26 protein-coding genes are annotated in these 25,174 nt (G+C 37.6%); 11 read left to right on the forward strand and 15 right to left on the reverse strand.

Annotated elements, in window-relative coordinates; all coding sequences use genetic code 11:
- Position 1 precedes the first annotated feature (1 nt).
- From G466_RS0106165 to G466_RS0106180, 4 genes are read right to left on the reverse strand one after another with little or no spacing between them, the layout of a single operon-like run.
- A complete protein-coding gene (locus G466_RS0106165; RefSeq protein WP_026812879.1) occupies positions 2 to 1,213 on the reverse strand; it encodes a DUF4350 domain-containing protein in 1,212 nt (403 codons plus the stop codon).
- The gene (locus tag G466_RS21530; protein ID WP_157373819.1) at positions 1,206 to 1,934 is read right to left on the reverse strand and encodes a DUF4129 domain-containing protein; all 729 of its coding nucleotides are present in this window, start codon (positions 1,932 to 1,934) and stop codon (positions 1,206 to 1,208) included. Before G466_RS21530 ends, G466_RS0106165 begins: the two co-directional genes overlap by 8 nt.
- On the reverse strand, positions 1,931 to 2,878 hold the full coding sequence (locus tag G466_RS0106175) for a hypothetical protein (RefSeq protein ID WP_026812880.1): 948 nt from the start codon (positions 2,876 to 2,878) through the stop codon (positions 1,931 to 1,933). Before G466_RS0106175 ends, G466_RS21530 begins: the two co-directional genes overlap by 4 nt.
- Positions 2,844 to 3,827, reverse strand: a complete 984-nt coding sequence (locus G466_RS0106180) for a stage II sporulation protein M (RefSeq protein ID WP_026812881.1) — start codon at positions 3,825 to 3,827, stop codon at positions 2,844 to 2,846. Before G466_RS0106180 ends, G466_RS0106175 begins: the two co-directional genes overlap by 35 nt.
- Before the next feature lie 38 nt (positions 3,828 to 3,865).
- On the opposite strand from G466_RS0106180, the gene G466_RS0106185 reads away from it, so the two are divergent.
- On the forward strand, positions 3,866 to 4,591 hold the full coding sequence (locus G466_RS0106185; protein WP_026812882.1) for an RDD family protein: 726 nt from the start codon (positions 3,866 to 3,868) through the stop codon (positions 4,589 to 4,591).
- A 2-nt stretch (positions 4,592 to 4,593) separates the two neighbouring features.
- On the forward strand, positions 4,594 to 5,214 hold the full coding sequence (locus G466_RS0106190) for a trimeric intracellular cation channel family protein (RefSeq protein WP_026812883.1): 621 nt from the start codon (positions 4,594 to 4,596) through the stop codon (positions 5,212 to 5,214).
- 70 nt (positions 5,215 to 5,284) lie between these two features.
- Here G466_RS0106190 and G466_RS0106195 read toward each other — a convergent pair whose 3' ends face one another.
- Entirely contained in the window at positions 5,285 to 6,010 is a 726-nt protein-coding gene (locus tag G466_RS0106195) for a peptidylprolyl isomerase (protein WP_026812884.1), read from the reverse strand.
- An 85-nt stretch (positions 6,011 to 6,095) separates the two neighbouring features.
- Here G466_RS0106195 and G466_RS0106200 point away from each other — a divergent pair, with 85 nt between their 5' ends.
- Together G466_RS0106200 and G466_RS0106205 are read left to right on the forward strand one after the other, a co-directional pair.
- The gene (locus G466_RS0106200; protein ID WP_026812885.1) at positions 6,096 to 6,737 is read left to right on the forward strand and encodes an NUDIX hydrolase; all 642 of its coding nucleotides are present in this window, start codon (positions 6,096 to 6,098) and stop codon (positions 6,735 to 6,737) included.
- A 38-nt stretch (positions 6,738 to 6,775) separates the two neighbouring features.
- On the forward strand, positions 6,776 to 7,579 hold the full coding sequence (locus tag G466_RS0106205) for a lysophospholipid acyltransferase family protein (protein WP_026812886.1): 804 nt from the start codon (positions 6,776 to 6,778) through the stop codon (positions 7,577 to 7,579).
- Here G466_RS0106205 and G466_RS0106210 read toward each other — a convergent pair.
- Complete coding sequence (locus G466_RS0106210) at positions 7,576 to 8,220, reverse strand: hypothetical protein (protein WP_026812887.1); 645 nt, start codon at positions 8,218 to 8,220, stop codon at positions 7,576 to 7,578. The genes G466_RS0106205 and G466_RS0106210 overlap by 4 nt on opposite strands.
- 5 nt (positions 8,221 to 8,225) lie before the next feature.
- The gene (locus tag G466_RS0106215) at positions 8,226 to 8,720 is read right to left on the reverse strand and encodes an RNA polymerase sigma factor (RefSeq protein ID WP_026812888.1); all 495 of its coding nucleotides are present in this window, start codon (positions 8,718 to 8,720) and stop codon (positions 8,226 to 8,228) included.
- Between the two features lie 244 nt (positions 8,721 to 8,964).
- Here G466_RS0106215 and G466_RS0106220 point away from each other — a divergent pair, with 244 nt between their 5' ends.
- Positions 8,965 to 10,257, forward strand: a complete 1,293-nt coding sequence (locus G466_RS0106220) for an NAD(P)/FAD-dependent oxidoreductase (protein WP_026812889.1) — start codon at positions 8,965 to 8,967, stop codon at positions 10,255 to 10,257.
- A gap of 6 nt (positions 10,258 to 10,263) precedes the next feature.
- Here the strand turns inward: G466_RS0106220 and xerD are convergent, their stop codons facing one another.
- Positions 10,264 to 11,205, reverse strand: a complete 942-nt coding sequence (gene xerD / locus G466_RS21535) for a site-specific tyrosine recombinase XerD (protein ID WP_051315545.1) — start codon at positions 11,203 to 11,205, stop codon at positions 10,264 to 10,266.
- 152 nt (positions 11,206 to 11,357) lie between these two features.
- Between xerD and G466_RS0106230 the strand changes: the two genes are divergently transcribed.
- The gene (locus G466_RS0106230) at positions 11,358 to 11,840 is read left to right on the forward strand and encodes an outer membrane beta-barrel protein (RefSeq protein WP_026812890.1); all 483 of its coding nucleotides are present in this window, start codon (positions 11,358 to 11,360) and stop codon (positions 11,838 to 11,840) included.
- Between the two features lie 85 nt (positions 11,841 to 11,925).
- On the forward strand, positions 11,926 to 12,348 hold the full coding sequence (gene aroQ / locus G466_RS0106235; protein ID WP_026812891.1) for a type II 3-dehydroquinate dehydratase: 423 nt from the start codon (positions 11,926 to 11,928) through the stop codon (positions 12,346 to 12,348).
- Positions 12,349 to 12,864: 516 nt separating this feature from the next.
- Here the strand turns inward: aroQ and G466_RS0106240 are convergent.
- The 4 genes from G466_RS0106240 to G466_RS0106255 form a co-directional block, all read right to left on the reverse strand.
- Entirely contained in the window at positions 12,865 to 13,155 is a 291-nt protein-coding gene (locus G466_RS0106240) for a DUF3817 domain-containing protein (protein ID WP_026812892.1), read from the reverse strand.
- A 112-nt stretch (positions 13,156 to 13,267) separates the two neighbouring features.
- A complete protein-coding gene (gene lpdA, locus G466_RS0106245; protein ID WP_026812893.1) occupies positions 13,268 to 14,659 on the reverse strand; it encodes a dihydrolipoyl dehydrogenase in 1,392 nt (463 codons plus the stop codon).
- A gap of 173 nt (positions 14,660 to 14,832) precedes the next feature.
- Positions 14,833 to 15,330, reverse strand: coding sequence for a peptide-methionine (R)-S-oxide reductase MsrB (gene msrB / locus G466_RS0106250; protein WP_026812894.1), 498 nt, complete (start codon positions 15,328 to 15,330; stop codon positions 14,833 to 14,835).
- Between the two features lie 163 nt (positions 15,331 to 15,493).
- Complete coding sequence (locus G466_RS0106255) at positions 15,494 to 16,048, reverse strand: hypothetical protein (protein WP_034234856.1); 555 nt, start codon at positions 16,046 to 16,048, stop codon at positions 15,494 to 15,496.
- Positions 16,049 to 16,219: 171 nt separating this feature from the next.
- Here G466_RS0106255 and glgB point away from each other — a divergent pair, with 171 nt between their 5' ends.
- From glgB to G466_RS0106275, 4 genes are all read left to right on the forward strand, one after another.
- A complete protein-coding gene (glgB, locus tag G466_RS0106260) occupies positions 16,220 to 18,118 on the forward strand; it encodes a 1,4-alpha-glucan branching protein GlgB (RefSeq protein ID WP_026812896.1) in 1,899 nt (632 codons plus the stop codon).
- 92 nt (positions 18,119 to 18,210) lie between these two features.
- Positions 18,211 to 20,610 carry a glycoside hydrolase family 31 protein gene (locus G466_RS0106265; RefSeq protein WP_026812897.1) on the forward strand — a complete coding sequence of 800 codons (2,400 nt, stop codon included), beginning with the start codon at positions 18,211 to 18,213 and terminating at the stop codon, positions 20,608 to 20,610.
- A 36-nt stretch (positions 20,611 to 20,646) separates the two neighbouring features.
- Positions 20,647 to 21,453 carry a M48 family metallopeptidase gene (locus G466_RS0106270; RefSeq protein ID WP_026812898.1) on the forward strand — a complete coding sequence of 269 codons (807 nt, stop codon included), beginning with the start codon at positions 20,647 to 20,649 and terminating at the stop codon, positions 21,451 to 21,453.
- Positions 21,454 to 21,528: 75 nt separating this feature from the next.
- Positions 21,529 to 22,857, forward strand: coding sequence for an MFS transporter (locus G466_RS0106275; RefSeq protein ID WP_026812899.1), 1,329 nt, complete (start codon positions 21,529 to 21,531; stop codon positions 22,855 to 22,857).
- Between the two features lie 46 nt (positions 22,858 to 22,903).
- On the opposite strand, the gene G466_RS0106280 is transcribed toward G466_RS0106275, so the two are convergent.
- From G466_RS0106280 to G466_RS0106290, 3 genes are read right to left on the reverse strand one after another with little or no spacing between them, the layout of a single operon-like run.
- Positions 22,904 to 23,998, reverse strand: a complete 1,095-nt coding sequence (locus tag G466_RS0106280; RefSeq protein ID WP_026812900.1) for a DUF4097 family beta strand repeat-containing protein — start codon at positions 23,996 to 23,998, stop codon at positions 22,904 to 22,906.
- Positions 23,979 to 24,542 (reverse strand): hypothetical protein, encoded by a 564-nt coding sequence (locus G466_RS0106285; RefSeq protein ID WP_026812901.1) that lies wholly within the window; start codon positions 24,540 to 24,542, stop codon positions 23,979 to 23,981. The genes G466_RS0106280 and G466_RS0106285 overlap by 20 nt, the downstream gene beginning before the upstream one ends.
- Positions 24,539 to 25,093 carry an RNA polymerase sigma factor gene (locus G466_RS0106290; protein ID WP_026812902.1) on the reverse strand — a complete coding sequence of 185 codons (555 nt, stop codon included), beginning with the start codon at positions 25,091 to 25,093 and terminating at the stop codon, positions 24,539 to 24,541. Before G466_RS0106290 ends, G466_RS0106285 begins: the two co-directional genes overlap by 4 nt.
- Positions 25,094 to 25,174 lie beyond the last annotated feature (81 nt).

Here is a 25,174-nt window from a genome sequence, read left to right on the forward strand (position 1 = left end):
CTTATTTTTTAAATTGATCTATTTTTTTATTTAGATTGATAAGATCCTGCTCGTTGTGCTGATTTTTGTTTTTTAAGTGGATCAGTAGATCGAGCATCGCCTTGGTTTCAGAAATAGACTTTCCTGATCTGGCCGATAGATCGCTTACCGTCTTATCATTTATTTGTTGTGTATTTATATAAAAATGACTCCTTAAATATGCTAAAAAGTAGTTGGTTTTCTTTGCAATTAAATCGCTGTAATCTTTATGTTCAAAATAGATTCCCCCTACGGTTTTTACGAAATCTATGGAGGAGTTATCTAAGGGTTTTATTATTGGAATAATGCGTTGTTCCCTTTTTGCTTTAAAGAGCACAAAGATTAAAATTCCGCTTGTGCCTAAATAGTAGGCCCATTTTAATGCAGGCTGATTAAGGACAAATCGCATAGGGGAATCTATAATTACCCTACCTGCTTTCTTATAATTGTCCCAATAAACCGTTGCGTTCTTTAAATAGGAAAGCGAATTGCCAACATAATTTTCATTGCCACCAAGCATATAATAATTGGTAAAAGCTTGTGGGGTAGTGTTGAGGTAAAAATTACCTTTCCCAAATTTCACCCGGATAAAATTGGGGCGCTTTACCTTATTTCTGGTGGACACTTCCATGACTCCCTTTTTTTCAAGGAAGGAAATATGTCCTAAAACCGTGGTGTTAAGGGTGTCTACGGAAGTGAAATGGGTATTGTACAGCCCACGAGTTAGAGCGTAATCTACTTTTGGAAAAAGAGGATTCGTAAGCCTAATTTGCATAGTATCTTCTTGGATAGTATATAAAGACTCGACCTTTAGATGTAAGGTATCCGAAAGATAGGCCCCATAACTAGTGGCAGCAATAAAGGCATCATTTCCAGAGTGCACATAGCTGAGGAGTTGGTTGGTTTCTTGCTTACCCAATTCCAGGGAATTATTTATTAAGAGGTAATTGGAGTTTTTAGTAGTATCCAGAGCAGATAATATATTATATAAACTTTCATTTACCGTAATAAGCTCTTGGTCTGGAAATAACTGAGGCAATTCTTCAAAAAGAACATAACACCCAAAGGGTATCTTATCTTCCATAGTGTAGGAAGGGTTCCAATTTACCGGTTTAGGTCGTACTATTTCCGTTATAATAATACCCAATAGCACGGCAATAAATATCCCAACGATGATTTTAGATTGCTTATCCATTGCCGCCAAGTTTATTTATATGGTCAAATTTAATTTGAGCTGCCCTGTACTTAGGTGCATCAATCTCTTGTTCCCCGTACCATACATAATCATATAAATAGGAAATCTCCTTAAATACCGATTTAATGTCGGGACGGCTTATTTCATTTTGGTAGTCCTGATTGGTTTTCTTATACTGCCAAACTATAATTTCTTTTTGGGATAACGTTTTTAATGCCTTAAGATATTGGTAACGAATGGCAGATCTGTAATTGTTTTGAGATAGCGCAGTTGCCAATAAAGAATCTAAATCAATATTCTCTATATGTTCTTCGGATAGATCCAGATTGCCAAAGGAGGTTGCTTTTTTACTAAAAATAGCAGAAGCTTGTTCCCCGGTTAAAAACCGGATTAAGAGATAAATTGCCAATAATCCCATTAGGATATAAACAATAATTTCTAAAACTTGTGCGGTCCCTGGAGGCAGGTCTATCCCCAACAACTTTTGTAGCCAATCTGACAGCCATGTGAGGAACCGAGATATTAGATTTTGAGATTCTCCGTCGCCAACATCATAATTAAAATTATTGCCACTGTAACGTTCGTTTAGATCTCCTTTAAAACGTCTTGGAATAATTGCTGTGCTGTTATCCTCGGCAAGGGCAAGGGTATCCTTGTTCCTCTGTGGGAATCCCAAGGAATAACTAAATATGGTGCAAAAAGTAGAGTGTGCTTTTATCAAAGGTCCGAGCTTCCTATTTGGTCTATTTTACTTCTTGTATGTAGGTTGTATGTCTTTTCGTGCAATGAGTAATATAAGATGCCGTTTATAAATTGTGATAGGCACTGCGAATATACCATTAGTATAAGCAGTACGCAGGTACCCAAGGTATATACTAAAGTAGGGACTATAGATCCTGCAAGTGCTACATTGTTCTGCACTACGTGAAAAGTATAGATACCTATTATAATCCCAGGAATCATAAGAATAATTAAAAACAACATTCCGATTAGAAATCCAAGGATGAAATTTACCCCTACAGCCCTCCAGAAGTTGTTAGAGACCAAATTCCAACCTTCACCAAGGGCTTCTATTACGCCACGTTTTTCTTTAAGCATAGCAAAAAAAGATACGCCCACCCATGCCATAAAAAAATATTGGATTATATATTGTGCAATCATTCCTACTAATGGGATTAAAGTCAGAATAGTTGCGAGCATCATAAACCCAAAAAAGACCAATATCATAATCAGGATGAATACTATAATATTCCCTATATTATTCTTAACCATTGCCCATACTTCCGATTTATTGAAGTATTGGCTTTCTTTTTCCTCGTATGTAATCATATAGGCGGTGCTGAGGCTGTAATTTAGAATAGCTACTATCAAGAAAATTAGAAAGAACAAGATTCCACCAATAACAAAATAAGAGATAGAATTCTGTTCGTTGGCAGCAAAATTGCTTCCGAAAAGATTTTCGTTGTTGGCAATAAGCGCAAATACTCCAGATACCAACAAATAACTTACAAACAATAAACCTATCAGAAAAATGCCGTTATAGCTTAAGAATATATTGGTAAATTTTTTAATATTCGTTTTAAAAAAATCAAAATACAACGAAATGATATCGCCAAAATCTCGATTTATCTTAAGCTCTATGAAGTGATTTTTCTTGTCGTTCATGTTTTTGGTTCAATAAGATTGGGTATATCATATAATAGTGAATAATAAGGAGTAACGATGCTCCGATTATCGTAAACGCAAGCCAGGTGGACATATTGGAGTAGCGGGTAATAAATCCTTCAATAAATCCAGCAATTATAAAAAAGGGGATGGTACTCACAACTACTTTTAGTCCGTCTTTGGCTCCTTTCATAAAAGATACCCTTCTAGAAAATGTTTTTGGAAAAAGAATGCTATTTCCCATAATGAGCCCCGCACAGCCCGCAATTACAATCACAGATATTTCTATTGTGCCGTGCAGCCATATTTGTTTATTAGCCTCAAAAAACACCTGCTGCGTATGGAAGAATGTGATGAAAGCCCCTAACATAACCCCATTGCTAAATAGAATATAAATGGTGCCAATACTTGTGATTACCCCAAAAGCAAAAGCTAAAAACGCGACTCTAATATTGTTTATGGTAATACCTAAAAACGAACCAATTTCACTACCCCCTTTGTAGATGGCGGTAGGGTCTCCTTTTGCAATATTATTTAAGGTTTCGTTTACATAAGCATCTCCCAGGATCAAGCGAACAAACGAATCGTCATAGTGTGTTGAGATACTCCCGATTGCAGTTGCTAATGCAAATATTAGAAAAGCAATTCCCAGAGTGGGGTGATATTGTTTGAAAAACAAAGGAAATTCCGTTTTCCAAAAATCAATAACCCTATTTCTGTGTTCTTTTTTGTTTTTATAGATTTTTTGATGTGCTTGAGAAGCGAGGGAATTTAGGTACAGTAAAGTCTTACTGTCAGCATAATAGGTTTGCGCATAAGCAAGGTCGTTGGTGAGCTGAATATAACCGTTAGCAAGTTGGTCTGGGCTAATTTGGGAATTTAAGTTGATTGCCTTTTCAAATGCTATCCATTTTTCCTTATTTTGCTTCACAAAAGCAGCTTCACGCATAGTGGGATTGTTGTTAAAAAAATAAAAATAGTACTAATATGTCCAACCTTCAAATCAATACAACGCAAAATGTTAATATTGATTATAAAATTGTGGGAATTGGGGAGCGGATTATCGCATTTTTAATAGATGCCTTCCTATTATATCTCTATGCGACATTAGTACAATATATTGGTGCTGTTATTGGATATGTGTTTGATGATAGTTGGACAAAAATGGGTTTAACAAGCCTAATATTCTTGCCAGCTATGTTTTATAGTCTGCTGATGCACAGTTTGTTTAATGGGCGTACAGTAGGGAAAATGTTTATGAAAATCCGGGTGGTACGCGTAGACGGAACCCCTGTGCACTGGTCTAATTTATTGGTGCGTTGGATGCTACGACTTATAGATATATGGCTGTTTTTTGGTTCGGTAGGGATATTAACTATCTTGTTCACGGATAAAAATCAACGCTTGGGAGATGCAGCTGCCGGTACCGTAGTGATCAGTACCAAAAATAAAGTGAAGGTATCACACACCATTCTAGAGGAAGTGGAGGAAAGCTACACTCCTACCTTTTCAAATGTAACCCTACTGACAGATAAGGATGTCCGGCTCATTAAGGAAACGTATCATATTGCGGTAAAGAGTGGTGACTATAAAACTATGAAGGTTTTGCGCGATAAAGTGGAGAGCCTTCTTAGTACTAATTCCGAGCTCTACGACACTCAATACCTGGACACCGTTCTAAAGGACTATAATTTTTATACCCAAAATAGCTAGTTATGATGCATTTTATTTTTGATGTAATAGGCACAATTGCTTTCGCAGTCTCCGGAGTAATGGTGGCTATGGATAAAAAACTAGATCTTTTTGGGGTTTTTATCATTGCTTTTGTAACTGCAGTAGGGGGTGGTACCCTAAGGGATTTATTAATCGGTGGCACTCCGGTATTGTGGCTGCAAGACCATACCTACCTTTATATTATAACGGCAACCACTATTCTCGCAATCTTACTGAGAAGTAAGAAAAAATATGTGCGAACTTCTTTATTCTTATTTGATAGTATTGGAATAGGATTTTATACCCTTTTAGGAATAGCCAAAGGACTTAGCGTGGGGTTGTCTCCCGTAATGTGTATAGCACTAGGGACCATTACCGCTTGTTTTGGGGGAGTAATACGGGATATCCTTTGTAATGAAATTCCAGTCATCTTTAGAAAGGAAATTTATGCCACTGCCTGTATTTTCGGAGGGCTAAGCTATTTTCTGATAAGAGAACTTCCCATCAATGAATTGTATGCCGATATCGCTACTATTCTCCTTGTAATTGGGATTCGCTTATGGGCAGTTAAGTGTAAAATATCACTTCCCAATATTTATCGCAGCTTCAACACTACGGAATAGAAGTAGTGGGAAGTGATATGCCTAACAAGGTTGTTTGCTTTGGAAGCTAAATGGGGTATAAAATTAATGGCTACTTAATTACTTCTGCTTTTTCGATAGTGATGTTCTGGGAGGGCCAGTCACCATCATCTACAGGTTGACTGTTTATTTCATCTACTACATCCATACCTTCTATAACCCTTCCAAAAGGCGTGTAACCCCCATCTAAATGATAGGATCCTGGATTAGTGACTACAATGAAAAATTCGTAGGGTGAGGCCAACATATGTGGGTTGTCTATTTCACTACTTGGCATAGATATGGTACCTCTATGGTGTTTATGGCCCTTTCGGGTATCGGGGGGTAAAAGGTAGCGCCCAATTTCACTCCGTTTTTTTGCCGTTTCTAAATTATCTGCATTTCCCCCTTGTATAATAAAATTCTTTACCACCCTATGAAAGTAGGTATTATCAAAATATCCTTTTTTGGTGAGGTAGATAAAGTTGGCCTTATGATAGGGTACATTATCGTATAATTCTATTGTTATATCCCCAAATCTGGTGGTGAGTTTTACGGTATTTTCCGTAATGGTCTTATTATATTCGAAGAAAAATTCTATTGCGTTGTCCTCTGTAAGAACAAAAGGTGCTCCCTCCTTTTCTATTTCTTCCTTCAATTCCGTCTTTTGGGTATCAATGGTGTCCAGTTTAACCTTGGTACTGAGTTCTTCTTTATTTTTCTCTAGTCGTTGCTCCTTACAACTGGAGAAAAGGAGTACTATAATTACGGTAAAAAGTGAAAACGTTTTAAATGTCATATACTTTAGATTATTTTTACTAGTTTAACAAGAGGGAAGTCCTCATTTTAGTTTATTTACGCGAAAAATACAAAAATTTGAAATTGTGAATTTCAACGATTTTGCCAAGAGCATCTCAAAAATAGAAAATATTGAACTACCCGGTAGTGCATCGCATTACAAAATGATTCCATCATTTAGGCGTAAAGAGTTAGAAGCTAATGGGATAGTTAATAAGAACACTAAGAAAGCTGCGGTAATGGCTCTGTTTTATCCAGATATAAGCTATAATACCAATCTTTTGTTAATTTTAAGGAACACTTATAAGGGGATTCATAGTAACCAGATTGCTCTTCCGGGAGGAAAAGTAGAAAAAGAGGATGAAAGTTTACTCGCTACAGCATTAAGGGAAACCTATGAAGAGGTAGGCGCTGATCCAAATAATATTAGGGTAATACGGCATTTGACCGAGATTTTTATACCACCTAGTAATTTTGAAGTGACCCCTTATTTAGGGTTATACCAAAAGGAGCGCCCATTTTTGTTACAGAAAGAGGAGGTAGCGGCATTGGTAGAGGTTTCTTTATATGATTTTATGGATGATAGTAAAATTATTTATCAAAAATTAAGCACATCCTACGCCGATAATGTAGAGGTACCCGCCTTTAAATTAAATGGTTACACAGTTTGGGGCGCTACTGCAATGATGCTTAATGAAATTAAGGAGCTATTTAAACAAGTGCTATGATGCACTAATTTTGTAATTTTGACCGTTAATCAGAAAATATGGGCTTGTTTAAGAAAAATCCGTTTGGACATATTTTATTTTTAAAAAAATGGCTTATCCGCATCTTAGCGGTAATAACCCATAAAAGATATAGGGGTTTTAATACCCTTGAAATCGAAGGATCCGAGATAATTCGAAACCTACCTGATAGGAATGTGCTTTTTGTTAGTAATCACCAGACCTATTTTGCGGATGTAGTGGCTATGTTCCATGTATTTAATGCCAGCTTAAGCGGTAGGGAAGATTCTATCAAGAATTTAGGATACATATGGCAGCCCAAGCTGAATATGTACTATGTGGCGGCAGCAGAGACTATGAAAAAGAACCTATTGACCAAGGTGATGGCCTATGCCGGGTCTGTAAGTGTGGAACGTACATGGAAAGCAGATGGGAAAGAGGTGAACCGACAAGTTAAAATGAGTGATATTTCCAACATCGGAAAAGCACTGGACGATGGTTGGGTAATTACCTTTCCGCAAGGAACAACAACCCCTTGGAAACCTTTGAGAAAAGGGACCTCACATATCATAAAAAAATACAGACCAGTTGTAGTTCCTGTAGTTATAGACGGTTTTAGGAGGTCTTTTGACAAGAAAGGACTTCGTATAAAAAAGAAAGGAATTCTACAGTCTATGGTTATCAAAGAGCCATTGGATATTGATTATGAGAATGAATCCTTCGACTCTATAATAGAAAAACTGGAATACGCTATTGAACAGCACCCTTCTTTCTCAAAAGTGATTTCCAAGAAAGATTTAATGGCCTTGGAAGAAGAAAATAAACAACGGAAGTTTAGAGTTTAAAATTCCATTTCTTTTAGTTCTTTATAGTTTTTGTTCAGTTTTTTCAACAGTATTCCATAAAGGAGAAAATAGATACAACCCATAACAGCGGTCACGATGGTCCCTAATAAAAGTACGGTGGCTATCATGGTCTTTTTTACCTTTATGGGATCAGCGTTATCTAGATTATAATTGTAGCCCATAGCCTCAACCGGATTATCGCTTAAATATATACCTGCTGCCATAACTACAAATGAAATAAAAATTAATGAGAGGCAAAAGATGACATAATATTTAACTGTTTTTCTAGTTTTTAGAATGTTAGATAAGAGCTGTCTCGCATTGTCCAAGGAGGAAATCTCCTTATATCTTTTATAAAATAAAAAGATAAAGAAAAGTACCACAGAGTATTGTACAACGTTGGACGCCAATAAAAAATTTCCCAATCCCAGACCTTTCCAAACAGCTATGCTTTTAGACATAGCAGGTAGGAGGTAGAGTAAGTGGGGGAGTAAGAATTCTATAATGCTGATTAAGAAGATCCATTTTACAATGGAAGAGGATTTCTTCCAGATCATTCTATAAATTTCGTCATAACCCAATTTGGGCATCTGATTGCCTTTCTTTTTCCAATCCCTTTTTAATAGTTCTAGTTCATCCATTGCAATTAGGGATTTAAGATTGTTTTCAATTTATTTTTAATTCTATTCATTTTAACTCGTGCATTAACTTCGGTGATACCTAAGGTTTCTGCAATTTCTGTGTAATTTTTATCTTCTAAATAAAGGAAAACCAGTGCTTTGTCAATATCACCCAATTCCTTTAAAGCATTGTACATCAATTTTAACTGCTGCTCTTCTGTCGGATCGTACTCGTCCGCACTTATTTTAAAGTTTACCGAATCATAATCTAAAGTAGGAACACTTTTTTTTGACTTTCTATATAAGGTTATTGCGGTATTTAAGGCTACTCTATACATCCATGTGCTAAACTTGGAGTCTCCCCTAAATTTTGGGTAGGCCTTCCATAATTGGATCGTTATCTCTTGGAATAGATCATTATGGGCGTCACGATCATTGGTGTACAAAGTGCACACTTTATGCACAATATTCTGATTGTGTTCTAATTCTGTTACAAATTGATGCTCCAGGTCTTTGGTCACTTCATATTTTTGAATGGTAGTCCTCTGTTAGTAGCGTAAAAGTGTATTTTGTTACAAACATGGACTTCGAAAATTAATATTGTACTTTTTTATTAAAGAAGCGGTATAGACAGGTGCGGAAAAACATGAATTAACATATAAGTATTCACAATTAATACGTAAATAGGAAGTCAAATATAATTATAAGCAAACTTCTTTTTCTTTGGTATTTCAGGAATGTTTAATTTTTCGCATATTTGGTAATATGAATATTCCGAAATCTAATTTCCCGAGGATAATAATTATAGGAGGTGGTTTTGCTGGAATTGCACTAGCAAAAAAACTGAGTAAGAAAGAAGTGCAGGTTGTGCTTTTGGACAAACATAACTATCATACTTTCCAACCATTATTATATCAAGTATCCACCGGGGGATTAGAACCCGATTCCATTGCCTATCCTATTAGGAAGGTTTTGAAAGATTTCCCTAATTTTATTTTTAGGCTTGCCATTGTCGATGAAATTCTAACTTCCAAAAATATAGTCAAGACAAATATAGGGGATCTCGAATTTGATTACTTGGTGGTGGCTACTGGTTCCGAGACCAATTATTACGGAAACAAAGAGATTGAGATTAATAGTATGGCCATGAAGACCATCCCACAATCCCTTAATTTACGCAGTTTGATCTTGGAGAATTTTGAGCAAGCATTGCTCACCGATCAGTATCACGAAAGAGATGCTTTAATGAATTTTGTAATCGTTGGTGCCGGACCAACGGGAGTTGAGCTGGCTGGGGCCTTGGCAGAAATAAAAAAAGGGATTCTCCCTAAAGATTACCCTGACTTGGATACTAGAAGGGTGCAAATAAATCTGATCCAATCCGGTGATCGTATCTTAAAAGAAATGAGCGATAAGGCATCCGAAAAAGCGGAGCAGTTTTTAGAAGAACTAGGGGTTCAGATTTGGAAAAATATGAGGGTGACAAATTATGATGGAAAAACAGTAACTACCAACACGGATGATATATTTGAAACAGCAGCGTTAATTTGGACTGCCGGAGTGAAGGGAGTAGGACTAAAAGGATTGGATGCCAAGGATTTGTTGGGTAGTGGAAATAGGATTATGGTGAATCAATTTAATCAAGTGAAAGGGTTTCCTAATATTTTCGCGATAGGGGATGTGGCTTGTATGCAGTTAGAAGATGCACCATTTGGCCATCCTATGATGGCACAACCCGCAATTCAACAAGGAAAAAATCTAGGTGATAACCTGGTACGCCTATTAGAAAATAAGCCTTTAACTCCATTTGTGTATAAAGATAAGGGTAGTATGGCCACTATAGGGCGAAACAAAGCCGTGGTAGATATGAAAAACATCAGATTTCAAGGTGTTTTCGCCTGGTTTGTTTGGATGTATGTGCATCTGTTTTTTCTTATTGGCTTTAGGAATAGGGCTGTTGTTTTTGTAAACTGGGTGTACAACTATGTGCGTTTTGATAGGGAAGCTCGCTTGATTATACGGCCTTTTAATAGGAATTATGATGCTTTTAAAGATTAAGCATCTCTAAGAGTTGTTAGGAAGATTTTCCTCATGTTCCTCACCTATGTTTATTTCTCTAGGATGGTATTCATGCATAACATCTCCTAAATGCACTCTATCCATGTGCATATACACTTCCGTAGTAGTAATGCTCTCATGCCCCAACATTTGTTGTATTGCTCTTAAGTCGGCCCCATTTGTCAATAAATGTGTAGCAAAGGAATGTCTAAAGGTGTGCGGGCTAATGGTCTTTTTTAATCCAATTGTTTCAGCAAGCTGTTTTACAATGGTGAAAATCATGGCACGGGTTAGTTTTCTGCCTCTTCGGTTTAGAAACAGTATGTCATCAAAACCTTTTTGGATGCGCATATGTACCCGCACTTCATTTCTGTAAATATTGATATATTTCTTATTGATGTCGCTAATGGGAACAAGACGCTGTTTGTTTCCCTTTCCGGTAACTTTTATAAAGTCTTCTTCAAAATATAGGTCTGACAACCTAAGTTCCAATAGCTCTGAAACCCGAAGGCCACATCCATAAAGCGTTTCTATTATTGCCCTGTTGCGTTCTCCTTCTGGTTTGGAAAGATCTATTGCTTTTATTAGGAGATTTATCTCGTCTACGGAAAGGGTGTCGGGAAGTTTCCTGCCTATCTTTGGAGATTCTATAAGCTCCATAGGATTGTCTTCCCTATAATCTTCAAAGATTAAAAAGTTGAAAAAACTTTTTAAACCAGAAATAGTACGAGCTTGTGATCTAGGGTTTACTTCTTTTGCCAGTATATAAATAAACCGTTGTACCGTTGCCTTTGAAATGTCTATTGGACTGTCTGTAATATTATTTGATCTTAAGAATTGAACGAGTTTTTCCATGTCCATAACATAACTGCTAATGGAGTTCTTGGATAGTCCCCGCTCTAATTTTAAGTAGTATTGGTAGTCCTGTATGGCATGCTCCCAAATCATAGGTTAAAGATAAAACGGATTTCTATATTCTATTACCTTGAGACCTCTTTTCTTTCCTGTGTAAGGGAAATCTTACATATTACTTTCTTTTATTTGGGTATTGAATAGTATTCTGCTATTTTAGTATTCTAACTTAGTTTAAATATTTAATTATGAAAAGAATTTTTGTAGTTGCCGTTTTGGCATTGTTTGGATTTAGTGTTCACGCTCAAGAAGGCTTTAAGGCAGGAGCCAATATTGGATTACCCGTAGGGGATGCAGCAGATTGGTCTGATTTTAGTATTGGCTTGGATGCTGCATATCATTGGGAGGTTGCAGATAGCTTTTCTGCAGGGATTGCCGCTGGTTTCACTAATGCAATTGGCAAAAAGATTGCCGGAGTAAAGATCGATGATATTCAATTTTTACCTGTTGCTGCGTCAGGACGCTTTGCAGCTGGGGAAGACTTTTCCCTTGGTGCGGATCTTGGATATGCTATTGGTATAAACGATGGAAACGATGGAGGATTCTATTACCGACCGTTGGTTGGCTACCAAATAGGATCGGATATGGAACTAAACCTTTCCTTTACTGGAATTAGCCTGGATGGTGGATCTTGGAACACCATAAACTTAGGAGTTATGTTCAACCTATAATTTAATACAAAGTTTGACAAAAGGGGACTAAAGAAAATTTTTTGGTCCCCTTTTTTTATGGAATACATTTGACTACTTTTAACACATGAAAATTATAATTTTAAACGGTCCCAATCTTAATCTATTGGGGAAAAGGGAACCAGAGGTTTATGGCAAAACAACTTTTGAGGATTATTTTGCCGATTTACAGTTTAAATTTCAGGAAGTTCAGCTGGAGTATTTTCAATCCAATTCGGAGGGTGAAATTATTACCAAGTTGCACGAATGTGGGTTTGAGGGGTATAATGGGATTGTTTTAAATGCTGGAGCCTATACACATACCTCAATAGCTATTGGAGATGCCATTAAGGGAATTGTTACCCCTGTAATTGAAGTTCATATAAGCAATACTTTTGCACGGGAAAAATTTAGACATCTTTCTTATATTTCACCGGTAGCTAAGGGTGTTATTCTTGGTTTTGGGTTAAAGGGGTACGATTTGGCTATAGAAAGCTTTCTGCAGAAGTAAGGTTGCCAATTAGCAATTAATAATTTACCAATGCAGCAATGTGAAAATGTACCAATGGTACCAATGTATCAATGTGAAAATGCATTGGTTTTTTTATTGGGAAATACATTTGCCTCACTAAAACCATGGGACATAGTTTTCCGCGTTTAGGTGGTCAATCTATATCAGGGACGTACTACCATTACATATTGCAATCTGATTACTGCTCACTGAATCCCGCGTTAGCTATTGAAACGGCATCCTTTTTTAGGAGGGGAAGTTGAAGCTTAGTCTTTCATGCTTTTTAAACCTTGTAGGTATTGGGCATAATTTACCCAAATAAGGAATAAGGGAGTGGGGCAAAAAAAGATATAGTGTAAAGAGCGACCCATTAGGGGAACGCCCAACTTATTTTTATACCCATAAAGATATCCATGCTTCATATTTTAAGCAAAGATAGTGACCCCTTTCCGTCTGAGGGAAGGGGTCAAAACTGAAAACCTAATAATTTCTACTAAATCTATTCGATACACTATGCTACTCAACAGCCAACATTGGCTTAAGGTATTTTTTGTCTATATAAAAAGTCCCAAAAGGAAGCAAAGAAGCTATAAAAAGTATGGCGAACATTTTAAATCCCCATTTACGCTCCAAAGTCAGGAGGGCTGCTAAAGCAACATAGGCAATAAATAGAAACCCATGTGCATATCCTATATAGATATTGGGTTCTGGCATATCTGCCAAATATTTTAATGGCATACCAAGGCCAAAAAGCAGTAGATAGGAAACTCCTTCAAGAATAGCTGTAATACTAAAAGTCTTTAACATGTGTAATAATATTTTTTAAACCATATCGGTCTTATTGTGTTTTATAAATAGCCCTGTCTAGTTTTTATACCAGACAGGGCTATCTTGCTGAGGATTTCCTAAGCAATTACTTTTATAGATGTATTACCTCTCCATAAGCATCGGCAACCGCTTCCATAACGGCTTCGCTCATAGTTGGGTGTGGGTGTACTGATTTTAGAACTTCATGACCTGTAGTTTCTAGTTTTCTAGCTACTACGGCTTCTGCGATCATATCAGTTACCCCGGCACCAATCATGTGGCATCCTAGCCATTCCCCGTATTTTGCATCGAAAATCACCTTTACAAAACCGTCTTTAGCTCCAGAGGCAGCCGCTTTCCCACTAGCCGAGAAGGGGAATTTACCTACCTTAATATCGTATCCTTTTTCTATAGCCTGCTTTTCTGTAAGGCCTACAGAGGCAATTTCGGGGGAACAATAAGTACATCCAGGAATATTTCCATAGTCCAATGGCTCTACATTCAGGTCAGCTAGTTTTTCTACGCAAAGGATTCCTTCGGCAGATGCAACGTGCGCTAAGGCTTGACCGGGAACAACGTCTCCAATGGCGTAGTACCCTGGAATATTGGTTTGGTAATAATCGTTCACTAAGATTTTATCTTTATCTGTGGCGATTCCTACTTCTTCTAAACCTATATTCTCTATGTTGGATTTAATTCCAACGGCGGAAAGAACTATATCAGCCTCCAAAACTTGTTCTCCCTTGGCTGTTTTTACGGTAGCTTTTACTCCATCACCAGAGGTGTCTACCTTAGTAACTTCGGAAGAGGTCATAATTTTAATGCCTGCTTTTTTAAGGCTTCGCTCTAACTGCTTGGATACGTCCTCATCTTCTACTGGAACCACATTAGGAAGGTATTCTACTACGGTAACCTCAGTTCCCATGGCATTATAGAAATAGGCAAATTCTATCCCTATTGCTCCACTACCTACTACTACCATTTTTTTAGGCTGCTTATCCAAGGTCATCGCATCGCGATAGCCAATTATTTTCTTGCCGTCTTGTGGTAAGCTAGGAAGTTCTCTACTTCTTGCTCCTGTAGCGATAATAATATTTTTAGCCGAATATTCGGTCTCTTTTCCATCGGCGGATTTAACGCTAATTTTTTTACCCTGCTTTAAAGTACCATAACCGTTAATGACCTCAATCTTGTTCTTTTTCATTAGAAATTGAACGCCCTTGCTCATCCCATCGGCTACGTTACGGCTTCTTTTAACAACAGCCCCAAAATCTTTGTCCACTCCTTCGGCAGATAAACCGTAGTCGCTTGCATGCTGTAGGTATTCAAATACCTGAGCCGATTTTAATAGCGCTTTGGTAGGGATACATCCCCAATTTAAACATACACCGCCTAGGTTTTCTTTTTCTACAATGGCAGTCTTAAATCCTAATTGGGAGGCTCTAATGGCGGTTACATAACCTCCTGGGCCACTACCTAACACAATAATATCGAAATTGCTCATCTATTTGTTTTTTGTGATAACTAAAATTATAAAGTGGCAAAGTTACAAAACCCTACTGAATTCCCACGGATGCCATTTCAAATTAATGCTAAATTTGATAAGGGTTAATTTTAGAGCTTTAAAAAAAATTTTTCGCGGCTATATTTATTATTGTGAAAGAGTGATAAACCACGTTATTGTGCGGGCACAAATTTAAGGGCAGCCCCGTTAACGCAATGTCGTTTGCCTGTGGTCTCTATAGGTCCATCGTTAAAAACATGACCTAAGTGACCTCCACAGGTCGCACAATGTTCTTCGGTACGCGCATAGCCTATTTTATGATCCACATCAAAAGCTACATTGCCCTTAATGACCCTATCAAAACTGGGCCATCCAGTACCTGAATCAAATTTGTGTTCGCTTTTAAAGAGTTCCGTGCCACATGCCGCACAGGTATAGACCCCTTTTTGTTTGTTGTGCAACAATTCACTAGAACCAGCTACTTCTGTGCCCGCTTTCCGAAGCACATAAAACTGCATGTCGGTAAGCTGCTCTCGCCATTCGGCTTCTGATTTGGTGATCTTAAAGTGTTTCTCTTTGGAGGCAGTTTCCATTTGGGAATCTTCTTTTTCTTGGGAGGATCCCTTGCATCCTACAAATAGTAGGCAAACTGCAAACAGTATTCTTATCATAGGTTTTTAGCTTTAACAATTTAGACGCAGCAAACGGTACATCCTTTCAATTGAGGTATGGATGTATAAGTAATGTTTGGCCTATAGATTTTGTTTTATAATAAAATAGCCCCTTGCTTCAATTCGAATTTAAGGGGCTATATAAAAAAATTTAATGGTGCTATTAATTCATTTTAAAATGCTTCACATCTTTTTCCGTAACTCCGATAGCATTCATAACGGCATTAATATTCGATTTATCCATTTTGGAAGATAAATTTACATCGGCAGGAATAATCAGCACTCTAAATATCTGATTTGTTACAAGGCTTTGCGCAACAGAAGCAGCGTCAAAATCTGGTTCAACATAAATGGAATAGTCATTTTGGGTAAAGTCGAAATTGTAATAAAGAAGGCCTAGATCGGTAAAGAAAGGCTGAGGAAGCTGTCTCCAAACGTCAAGGCTATTATCTACTTCTTCTAATCTATAGACCAAAATAGCGTCGTTTTGAAAGAGCTCTATGTTGTGTGCAGAAAATGCTTCGTTAAATACGTAGGTGTTATTACTGGCATTATAAGTTAGGTCCACGTCTATTTCAAAAACGAGTGCTTCAAAAATAGAACCATCAATACCATCCTTTCCATCCTTTCCATCAAAACCTGGAGGGCCAGCTGGTCCTTCACAGGCCATAAAAAATAATGCTAAAAATGTTCCAAGAAGAATGCTGAATTTTTTCATAATAATATTGTTAGGGTTAATTGTAATAAATATATGTTTCTTTAATAATTGTTTCAAAAAGCGTTCCATTTTTTATATTTATACTTGCAAAGTAAGTATTTTATAATAAGTATACCGCAATGTGGATAGCGCTTGCCTAAGTTACTTATATTTGAACTAAATAATTCAATCATGACCAAAGTAGTACCCCATAGTTTATTTTCCGATTTTGATATCGATTTGTTTAAATCGGGCAAGCACTTTAAGCTTTACGAGAAATTAGGCTCCCACGTAGTCGAGGTAGATGGAGTTAAAGGAACCTATTTTGCTGTTTGGGCTCCAACAGCAAGAACAGTGTCCGTTATTGGGGATTTTAATGGTTGGAGCGATTCTGAGTATCAACTTTACGTGCGTTGGGATGGTAGTGGAATCTGGGAAGGATTTATTCCGGATCTGGTTGAAGGTACATTATATAAATATCGTATCCATTCAAATAATCATGGGGTAGTTACTGAAAAGGCAGATCCCTTTGCCAAAAGTTGTGAGCATCCACCTAAGACTGCTTCCATAGTTTGGGATGCCTCTCATAATTGGAAAGATAAGGAGTGGATGGGAAGTAGAAAGGAAACGAACGCCTTAGATAAGCCATATGCAGTTTATGAAGTGCATTTGGGTTCTTGGAAAAGAAAATTCGATAACGAATTTATGTCCTATAGGGACTTAGCGGTAGATTTGGTAGCGTATGTAAAGGATATGAATTTTACCCATGTAGAATTTATGCCTATAATGGAATATCCCTATGATCCCTCTTGGGGATACCAGTTAACCGGCTATTTTGCGCCTACTTCACGATTTGGAAAGGCAGAGGATTTTAAATTTTTGGTAGATACCTTGCACCAAAATAATATAGGAGTGATCTTGGATTGGGTACCATCCCATTTTCCTGAAGATGCCCACGGATTGGGGTTTTTTGATGGTTCCCACCTTTATGAACATCCAGATAGGAGGAGAGGGTATCATCCAGATTGGAAGAGCCTAATCTTTAATTATGGACGTAATGAGGTGCGGGCATTTTTAATTAGTAATGCCATGTATTGGTTAGACCATTATCATATTGATGGTCTTAGGGTAGATGCCGTGGCCTCTATGCTCTATTTAGATTATTCTAGGGAAGAAGGGGAGTGGGAACCCAATATATACGGAAATAATGAAAACTTGGAAGCTATTTCCTTTATTCGCGAATTAAACGAAACTGTATATTCTAATTTTGAAGGCATTCAGATGATTGCCGAAGAGTCTACCTCTTTTTCTATGGTTTCCAAGCCTGTAAATATGGGCGGATTGGGTTTTGGGATGAAATGGATGATGGGATGGATGCACGATACCTTGGAGTACTTTAAAAAAGACCCTTTGTATAGAAAATTCCATCAAAACGACCTTACCTTTAGTGCTACCTACGCCTTTACGGAGAACTTTATGCTCCCTTTCTCACATGATGAGGTGGTGTATGGCAAACAATCGCTGCTATATAGAATGCCTGGGGATGAATGGCAGCGTTTTGCAAATTTGAGGTTACTATTTGGATATATGTACACCCACCCTGGAGCTAATCTGATTTTTATGGGAGGAGAATTTGGGCAATCTTCCGAATGGGATTTTCAGAACAGCTTGGATTGGCATCTGTTGGAATTTGATTTTCATAAAGGCATACAAAACTTGGTAAGAGATTTAAATACACTATATAAAGAATATCCTGCTCTTCACGAGAAGCAATTTAGTGCCGAAGGATTTCAATGGATCGATTATGGGGATCACGAAAATTCGGTATTGACCTATATCAGAAAAGGTCACGATACTAAGAAGGATATTTATATCGCTTGTAACTTTACGCCTAACCCTAAGAAGAAATATAGAATAGGGATACCCATAACTGGGTCCTTGAAAGAAATATTTAATAGTGATGCCCTAAAATATGGTGGTTCTGGACTAGAAAATGGGACGCTAAAAACTTCAAAAAATCCATGGCATGGCTATGAAAACTCTGTTGAGGTTTCCATTCCACCACTCGGTATGGTTGTATTTTCACAATAATGGGTTACTATTATGTTTTTACGGGCAAATATTTTATCATTTAATAAATAGAAAGGAATGTTCTTTTTTAGCGCTTCCATAATCACACGTTCATGATCACCAATACCGAACTAGAATACAAAGGAAATCTGTACCCCAATTCAATTGTTGGTTTTTATAGGGATACAGATAAATTATACTTTACTACCCTTAACGGGGTTATACTTGAAGTTACTATTCTTCGTGATAGCGTTTTTAGGTTCAGATATGCCACTGAAAGTATCTTTGAGCCCGATTTTTCCTATGCCATTAGTGATAATGCCAGTCTTGGTTATAATCATTTAGAGGTAGAGGAAACCGAAACAGAGTATTTGGTGCACACCGCTAAACTTAAGTTGTTAGTAGATAAAAAGACCTTACGGACACAGATTTCAGATCTTACCGGTTTTATAATTTGTGAGGACGAACTTGGTTTTCATTGGGAAGAGAATTATGAATATGGTGGTAATACTGTAAAAATGAGTAAAATAACCCAAGTTACGGAGAGCTTCTACGGCCTTGGGGATAAGGCAACCCACAGTAATTTAAAAGGAAAACGAGTAAGTAACTGGGTAACGGACCAATATGCCTACGGTAAGGACCAAGACCCGCTTTATAAAGCCATTCCATTTTTTATAGGACTACACCACGAACAGGCCTATGGTATTTTCTTTGATAATACTTTTAAAACACAATTCGATTTTGCCCATGAACGTAGGAACGTAACCAGCTTTTGGGCAGACGGAGGGGAAATGAATTACTATTTTTTCTATGGTCCCACATTTGCCCAGGTGGTTAAAGGTTATACTAATTTTACCGGCACTCCAGAGTTGCCACCAATGTGGGCAATGGGTTACCATCAGTCCAAATGGAGTTATTTTCCAGAAAGTAATGTTCGGGAATTGGCTGCAAAATTTAGAGAATTAAGGATCCCTTGCGATGGTCTTTATTTGGACATAGATTATATGGACGGATTTAGATGTTTTACTTGGGATAAAAATCATTTTCCCGATCCTAAAAAAATGATTTCGGATTTGGAAAAAGACGGTTTTAAGACTGTGGTTATGATTGACCCAGGTATTAAGATCGATAAGGATTTTTGGGTCTACCAAGAAGGTATAGATAACGATTATTTCTGTAAGCGTGCCGATGGGGCTTATATGAAAGGGAAAGTATGGCCTGGGGAATGTAATTTCCCCGATTTCACCAACCCAGCTGTTAGGGAATGGTGGGGCGGACTCTATAAGGAGATGTTTACGGATATTGGAGTGCATGCGGTTTGGAATGATATGAACGAACCCGCAGTTATGGAAGTGCCTACCAAAACGGCCCCTTTAGATACAAGGCATAACTTTGATGGGCATCCCTGTTCACATCGTAAAGCCCATAATGTCTATGGGATGCAAATGGTGAGGGCTACTTATGAGGGAATTAAAAAGCATGTTTATCCTAAGAGGCCATTTGTAATTACTAGGGCTGCTTATGCAGGTACACAAAGATATTCTTCCACTTGGACAGGAGATAATGTGGCCACTTGGGAACATCTGTGGATAGCCAATGTGCAGGTACAAAGGATGTGTATGAGTGGTTATTCCTTTGTCGGGTCAGATATCGGAGGCTTTGCAGAACACCCCAGTGGAGAACTTTTTGCAAGGTGGGTACAATTAGGAGTGTTCCATCCTTTTTGTAGGGTGCATTCCAGTGGAGACCACGGCGATCAGGAACCTTGGTCTTTTGATAAGGAGGTAACTGATATTGTCCGAGAATTTATTGAGCTTCGCTATCAATTACTTCCCTATTTATATACCATGTTTTACAAATATTCTAAGGAAGGTATTCCAATGATAAAACCTTTAGTTTATTTTGACCAAGCGGATCCCCAGACTCATTTTAGGACAGATGAGTTTATTTTTGGGGAACAGATTTTAATTTGTCCGGTACAGGAACCTAACGCTCAGGGGCGTAGAATGTATATTCCTAGAGGAACGTGGTATGATTATTGGACAGATGAGGTAGTGCAAGGAGGAATGGAAAAATGGATCGTTGCCGATTTGAGTAGAATACCCGTATTTGTAAAAGAGGGCTCTATTATTCCAAAATATCCTGTACAGCAATATGTAGGAGAACTAGAGATAAAGGAGCTTGTTTTAGAAGTGTATTATAAAAATGGGGTAGAAACTTCTATGGTTTACGAAGATGCACAGGATGGTTATGATTATAAGAAAGGAAGATATAGTCTCCGGAACTTTAACTTTAGGGGCAAAAAGGATGAGCTAATCATTCAGCAATATAAAGATGGGACTTATATTACTCCTTATGAAACTTTTGAAATAAATTTCCACGGACTTCCCTTTAAAATTATGGAGGTATGGGTTGATAGTGAGTTAATTGATACAAAAGATCTTAAGTTGAATGAGAGCAACAATATTCATATCAGCAAAGATTTTACTGTTTTGCATATTCTTGGGGTTTAATTTTTTTGTAATTTTCGGCAATTAATACATAACAAAATGAAAAAGGTAATACTAATAATAGCCGTGTTTTTTGGAGTATTGGCCTGTAAGACCAATCCATTTACAGGACAGAAAGTTTTAAACTTTTATGGAAACAGTCAGATTTTTCCAACTGCTTTTGCGCAGTATGATCAATTTTTAGGCGAACATAAAGTGGTCACTGGGACGGCAGACTCTAAAATGATTGTAAAAACGGGACAGCGAATTGCTGCTGCTGCAGAGCGTTGGTTAACAGCAAATGGGTATCCTGGTTATCTTAAAGATTATAAATGGGAATATAATTTAGTGGAGGATAAAACTGTAAACGCTTGGTGTATGCCGGGAGGTAAAATTGTTTTCTATACTGGAATTCTTCCTATTTGTCAAACTGAAACAGGCATTGCCGTGGTTATGGGGCACGAAGTTGCCCATGCACTGGCTGATCATGGCGCCCAGCGTATGAGTGCGGGTACCTTACAGCAATTGGGTGCTGTAGCTGGGAATATAGCTATTCAGGATCCAGAAAAATTAAATCTGTTCAATCAAGCGTATGCGGTTGGATCTCAGGTAGGGGTTATGCTTCCTTTTAGTAGAGGTCACGAGACGGAAGCAGACCGTATTGGTTTGCAGATTATGGCCATTGCAGGTTACAATCCGGATGAAGCAGCGGAATTATGGAAGCGAATGAAGGCACAAGGAGGAGCAGCTCCACCAGAATTTTTAAGTACGCACCCTTCAAATGAAACTAGAATTCAAAACTTGACAGAGTGGGCACCTTTGGCTAAACAAGAGGCCGCTAAATTTGGGGTTACAAGTTTTCAATAGATAAAGGAAGATGTATAATATTGATAGATAAATAATGAGGAGCCGTTCTTTGGAACGGCTTTTTTTATATTAGGTATGGTAAAGCAACATGCAGCAAAGGGCAGTAGAAAATTGTTGAATGCTTGGGCATTTTATGATTGGGCAAACTCGGTTTATAGCCTAGTAATTACTTCGGCAATATTTCCCATTTTTTATGGGGCCTTGTTCCGAATGGCTGAAGTAGAAAAAGTAACGGTCTTTGGTGGTGAAATAGCGAGGGCTCCCTTAATTAGTTACGTAACGTCTGCCGCTTTTTTTTTTATAGCGGTGCTCACACCAATTGTATCTGGCATTGCGGATTATTTGGGCAATAAAAAGCTTTTCATGAAATTCTTCTGCTATCTGGGCGCACTCTCCTGCATTGGTCTGTATTGGTTTTCTTTAGAGCAAATCTACATGAGCTTAGCCTGTTATTTCTTTGGATTGGTGGGGTTTTGGATCAGCTTAGCTATAAATAACTCATACTTGCCAGATGTCGCCTTCCCAGAGCAACAAGATAAAATTAGTGCAAAAGGATTTTCTCTTGGATATGTGGGCAGCGTTCTTTTATTACTCTTTAACCTAGCAATGGTGATGAATCCAGATGTTTTTGGAATAGAATCTGATGCAGGGGGAGTTGCAGAAGTGAAAGCGATGCGGTATTCTTTCCTTACCGTTGGGATTTGGTGGGTACTATTTGCCCAATACACCTTTTATTTTCTACCGCAAGGTTTTCGGAAAGAAGGAGAAAGGCAGAATATTGTCCTCAATGGCTTTAGGGAACTTAGGGGTGTTTGGCATCAATTGGGAAATCGGGTGAAATTGAAGCGTTATCTGGCAGCTTTTTTTGTATATAGTATGGCGGTACAAACGGTTATTCTGATTGCAACTTATTTTGGGGAAGAAGAAATAAAATGGGGTGGGGACAGTGAACGAACCATGGGGCTTATTATTAGTATTCTCGTTATACAGTTGGTTGCCATTGCTGGAGCTACATTAACGGCTAGGATGTCTGGATGGCTGGGGAATATTAAGACCCTTATTATTATAAACCTGCTATGGATGGCAATATGCATATATGCATATTTTGTAGTTACCCCTACTGATTTCTATTTCGCTGCAGGATGTGTAGGATTGGTGATGGGAGGGATACAGGCTCTTTCTCGTTCTACCTACTCTAAATTCCTTCCGGAAACTACGGACACCACTTCTTTTTTTAGTTTCTATGATGTTGCCGAGAAAATTGGAATCGTTATAGGTACTTTTATCTACGGATATATAGCCCAAGTCACTGGTAGTATGCGAAATGCTCTTATATTTTTAGGGATCTTCTTTCTGGTTGGCGCCCTTTTATTGACAAGGGTAAATAAGGTACAGAAGACTTAATAGTATTCTGTTATACAGTGCAAGAGGGGGTAGCTCATTCAGGAGACTATTCCTTCTTTTTAAATGAAATACCCCCGTATTCACTGTTGATAACAACAGATTTTTCGCTGTTCTGGCTTCCGTAGTATCCCTTGTAAAATGTCTTGCTAGATTTCTCATTGCTGACGTTTATGGTAAAGTCGTCCTTCCCACTTACCCCGGCGTAGGATGTTTGTATTTCAAAGTTAAAGTGATAGTCAGGAGCATAGCCCAGTTTAATCCCAGTATATGTTGTTCTTAATTGTAGGTTTCCAGCATCGGATGCCATTTCATGAATTTTGATGGAACCATAATTTGATTTAATATGTAAGTTTCCATGGACGCTGCCAAGAACTACATTAATATAATCTCCATTTCCCTTTACATTGGCTAGATTGCCAATCTCTAATTTGCCATAATCACTTGTATAGGTGAGGTCTTCCATGCTTTCTACCTTAGTATTGGTGTAATCGGCCACAATAGTTAAATTGCCTGCACGCTCTATGGTAAATTCAGAATAATCGGCATTTATAGTGCCGCTGTTCATATATCCTATTGTAGACCTAGAGGTGTAATCAAACGATAACTGATTGTTTCTTCCATAAAGTTCTCCTATTTCTAATCTACCATAGTCGCAGCTAATATTCGCATGCCCATCTATTCTATTTAAAATTATGCTTCCATAGTCGTTACTAAGGTGAACACTATTCTTTACTGGAACCTTTATGGTATAATTAACCTGCATATTTATGTTGTTATTTTTGCCCCAACTCCAATTCCAATTGCTTTTGGATTGATTGAATACTGTGGTTGCGGCAACCATGGAGTTGGTCGACTCAAAATCTATAGCTATATCATCTAATTTGCGTTGTACCTTTTCCTCATTGTCGCCCGTGGTCTTAACATGAACTTCGATTAGGATACCGTTTTCGTTCCAAGAGATGATGTTAAGGTTCCCGTAGCTGTTCTTTACTTTTAAAAGAGCATCATGGTTTACTGTATATTCTTTTTTAATCGTTTTTTCCTTAGTGTATTTTCCATCCGGTATTTCATCCGTTGCAAAGGTTAGAAAAGGGATTGCCAGTAATAACGCGATAATAGGTCTATGTAATACTGTTTTCATTTTTATTTTCTTTTATTGTTTTCACTTCTTCTATTTGTAGCAAAACCTCATTTAGCAAATCTATTCTAATTTGAAAATTTCCAATCATAGCACTTAGGATCAATTTGCTATTACCTCCATTTAAAAGGTCTTGTTCCATTTTTTGATAATCCTTCTCTAGGGTTCTGAGTTGAATCATAGTATCTGAAATTATCTTATCGGTTATCGGACTGTGCTCATTTTGTAGGAGTTTTATTTGCTCTTCTACTAAACCGGAAAAGTAATATTGGGTATTGGCAATCTCTGGGGAAATTCGGGATACTTGTTGTTCCACAGTGGTATTGGTGTTACTTAGGTTGTAGGTCAGGGTAAGTAGTACCAATAGGGCAGCGGCAATGGATAGCGATTTCCGCCATACCAATTTACTTTTTGGCAAAGGTTTTTTTTGTGGTAGCGTTTCTAGTTTTGCCATAAAACGTTCCCGGTGGCCCTTTTGTGGTTCCTCCAGGTCTAATGTACCTTCAAGGTCCTCAAATAGTTTCTTTATATAGTGCTTATCCGTCATAATGCTGAAGTTAATTTTTGTCTTAAGCTATTCTTGGCCCTAGAGATTATGGTTCTGCAATTGGCATAACTAATATGCATTATGTCACTAATCTCCTCATAATCCATTCCTTCTATCAAATGTAAGGTCAAGGCAATTCTATAATTGTCGTTCAATAGCTTCATGCTTTCAATCACTTTTTTTGCCTTCGTATCATCAACTTCCATATCGGTAACATATCCCTCATTATCTTCTATTTTGTATAAAACGTGATCTATATCAACCTCTTGTCTTTTGCATTGTTTTCGGTATTCTTGAATACTATTGTTGATAACAATTCTTTTTAACCACGCCCCAAAACTTACCTCGCCCTTAAATGTTCCTAATTTTGTAAATGCACTTAAAAAAGATTCCTGCATAATATCTTCTGCAAGAGCGCTATCTTTTACAATTCTTTTGGAGATATTGTACATGCCTTTGTAATAGCGATCGTACACCTCCATTTGAGCAGAACGGTTCCCTTTTAAACACAGTTGTAACTGTGAATCAATATGTATCTTTACTTGGGCCAAAAAGAAATCTATTTTATTAAGAGATGGTGTAATTTAAGGTTTGTTACAGTTTATTTGTAAATAAATTATTTGTTGGCATAA

Source organism: Arenibacter certesii DSM 19833, from assembly GCF_000429545.1.
GTDB lineage: Bacteria > Bacteroidota > Bacteroidia > Flavobacteriales > Flavobacteriaceae > Arenibacter > Arenibacter certesii.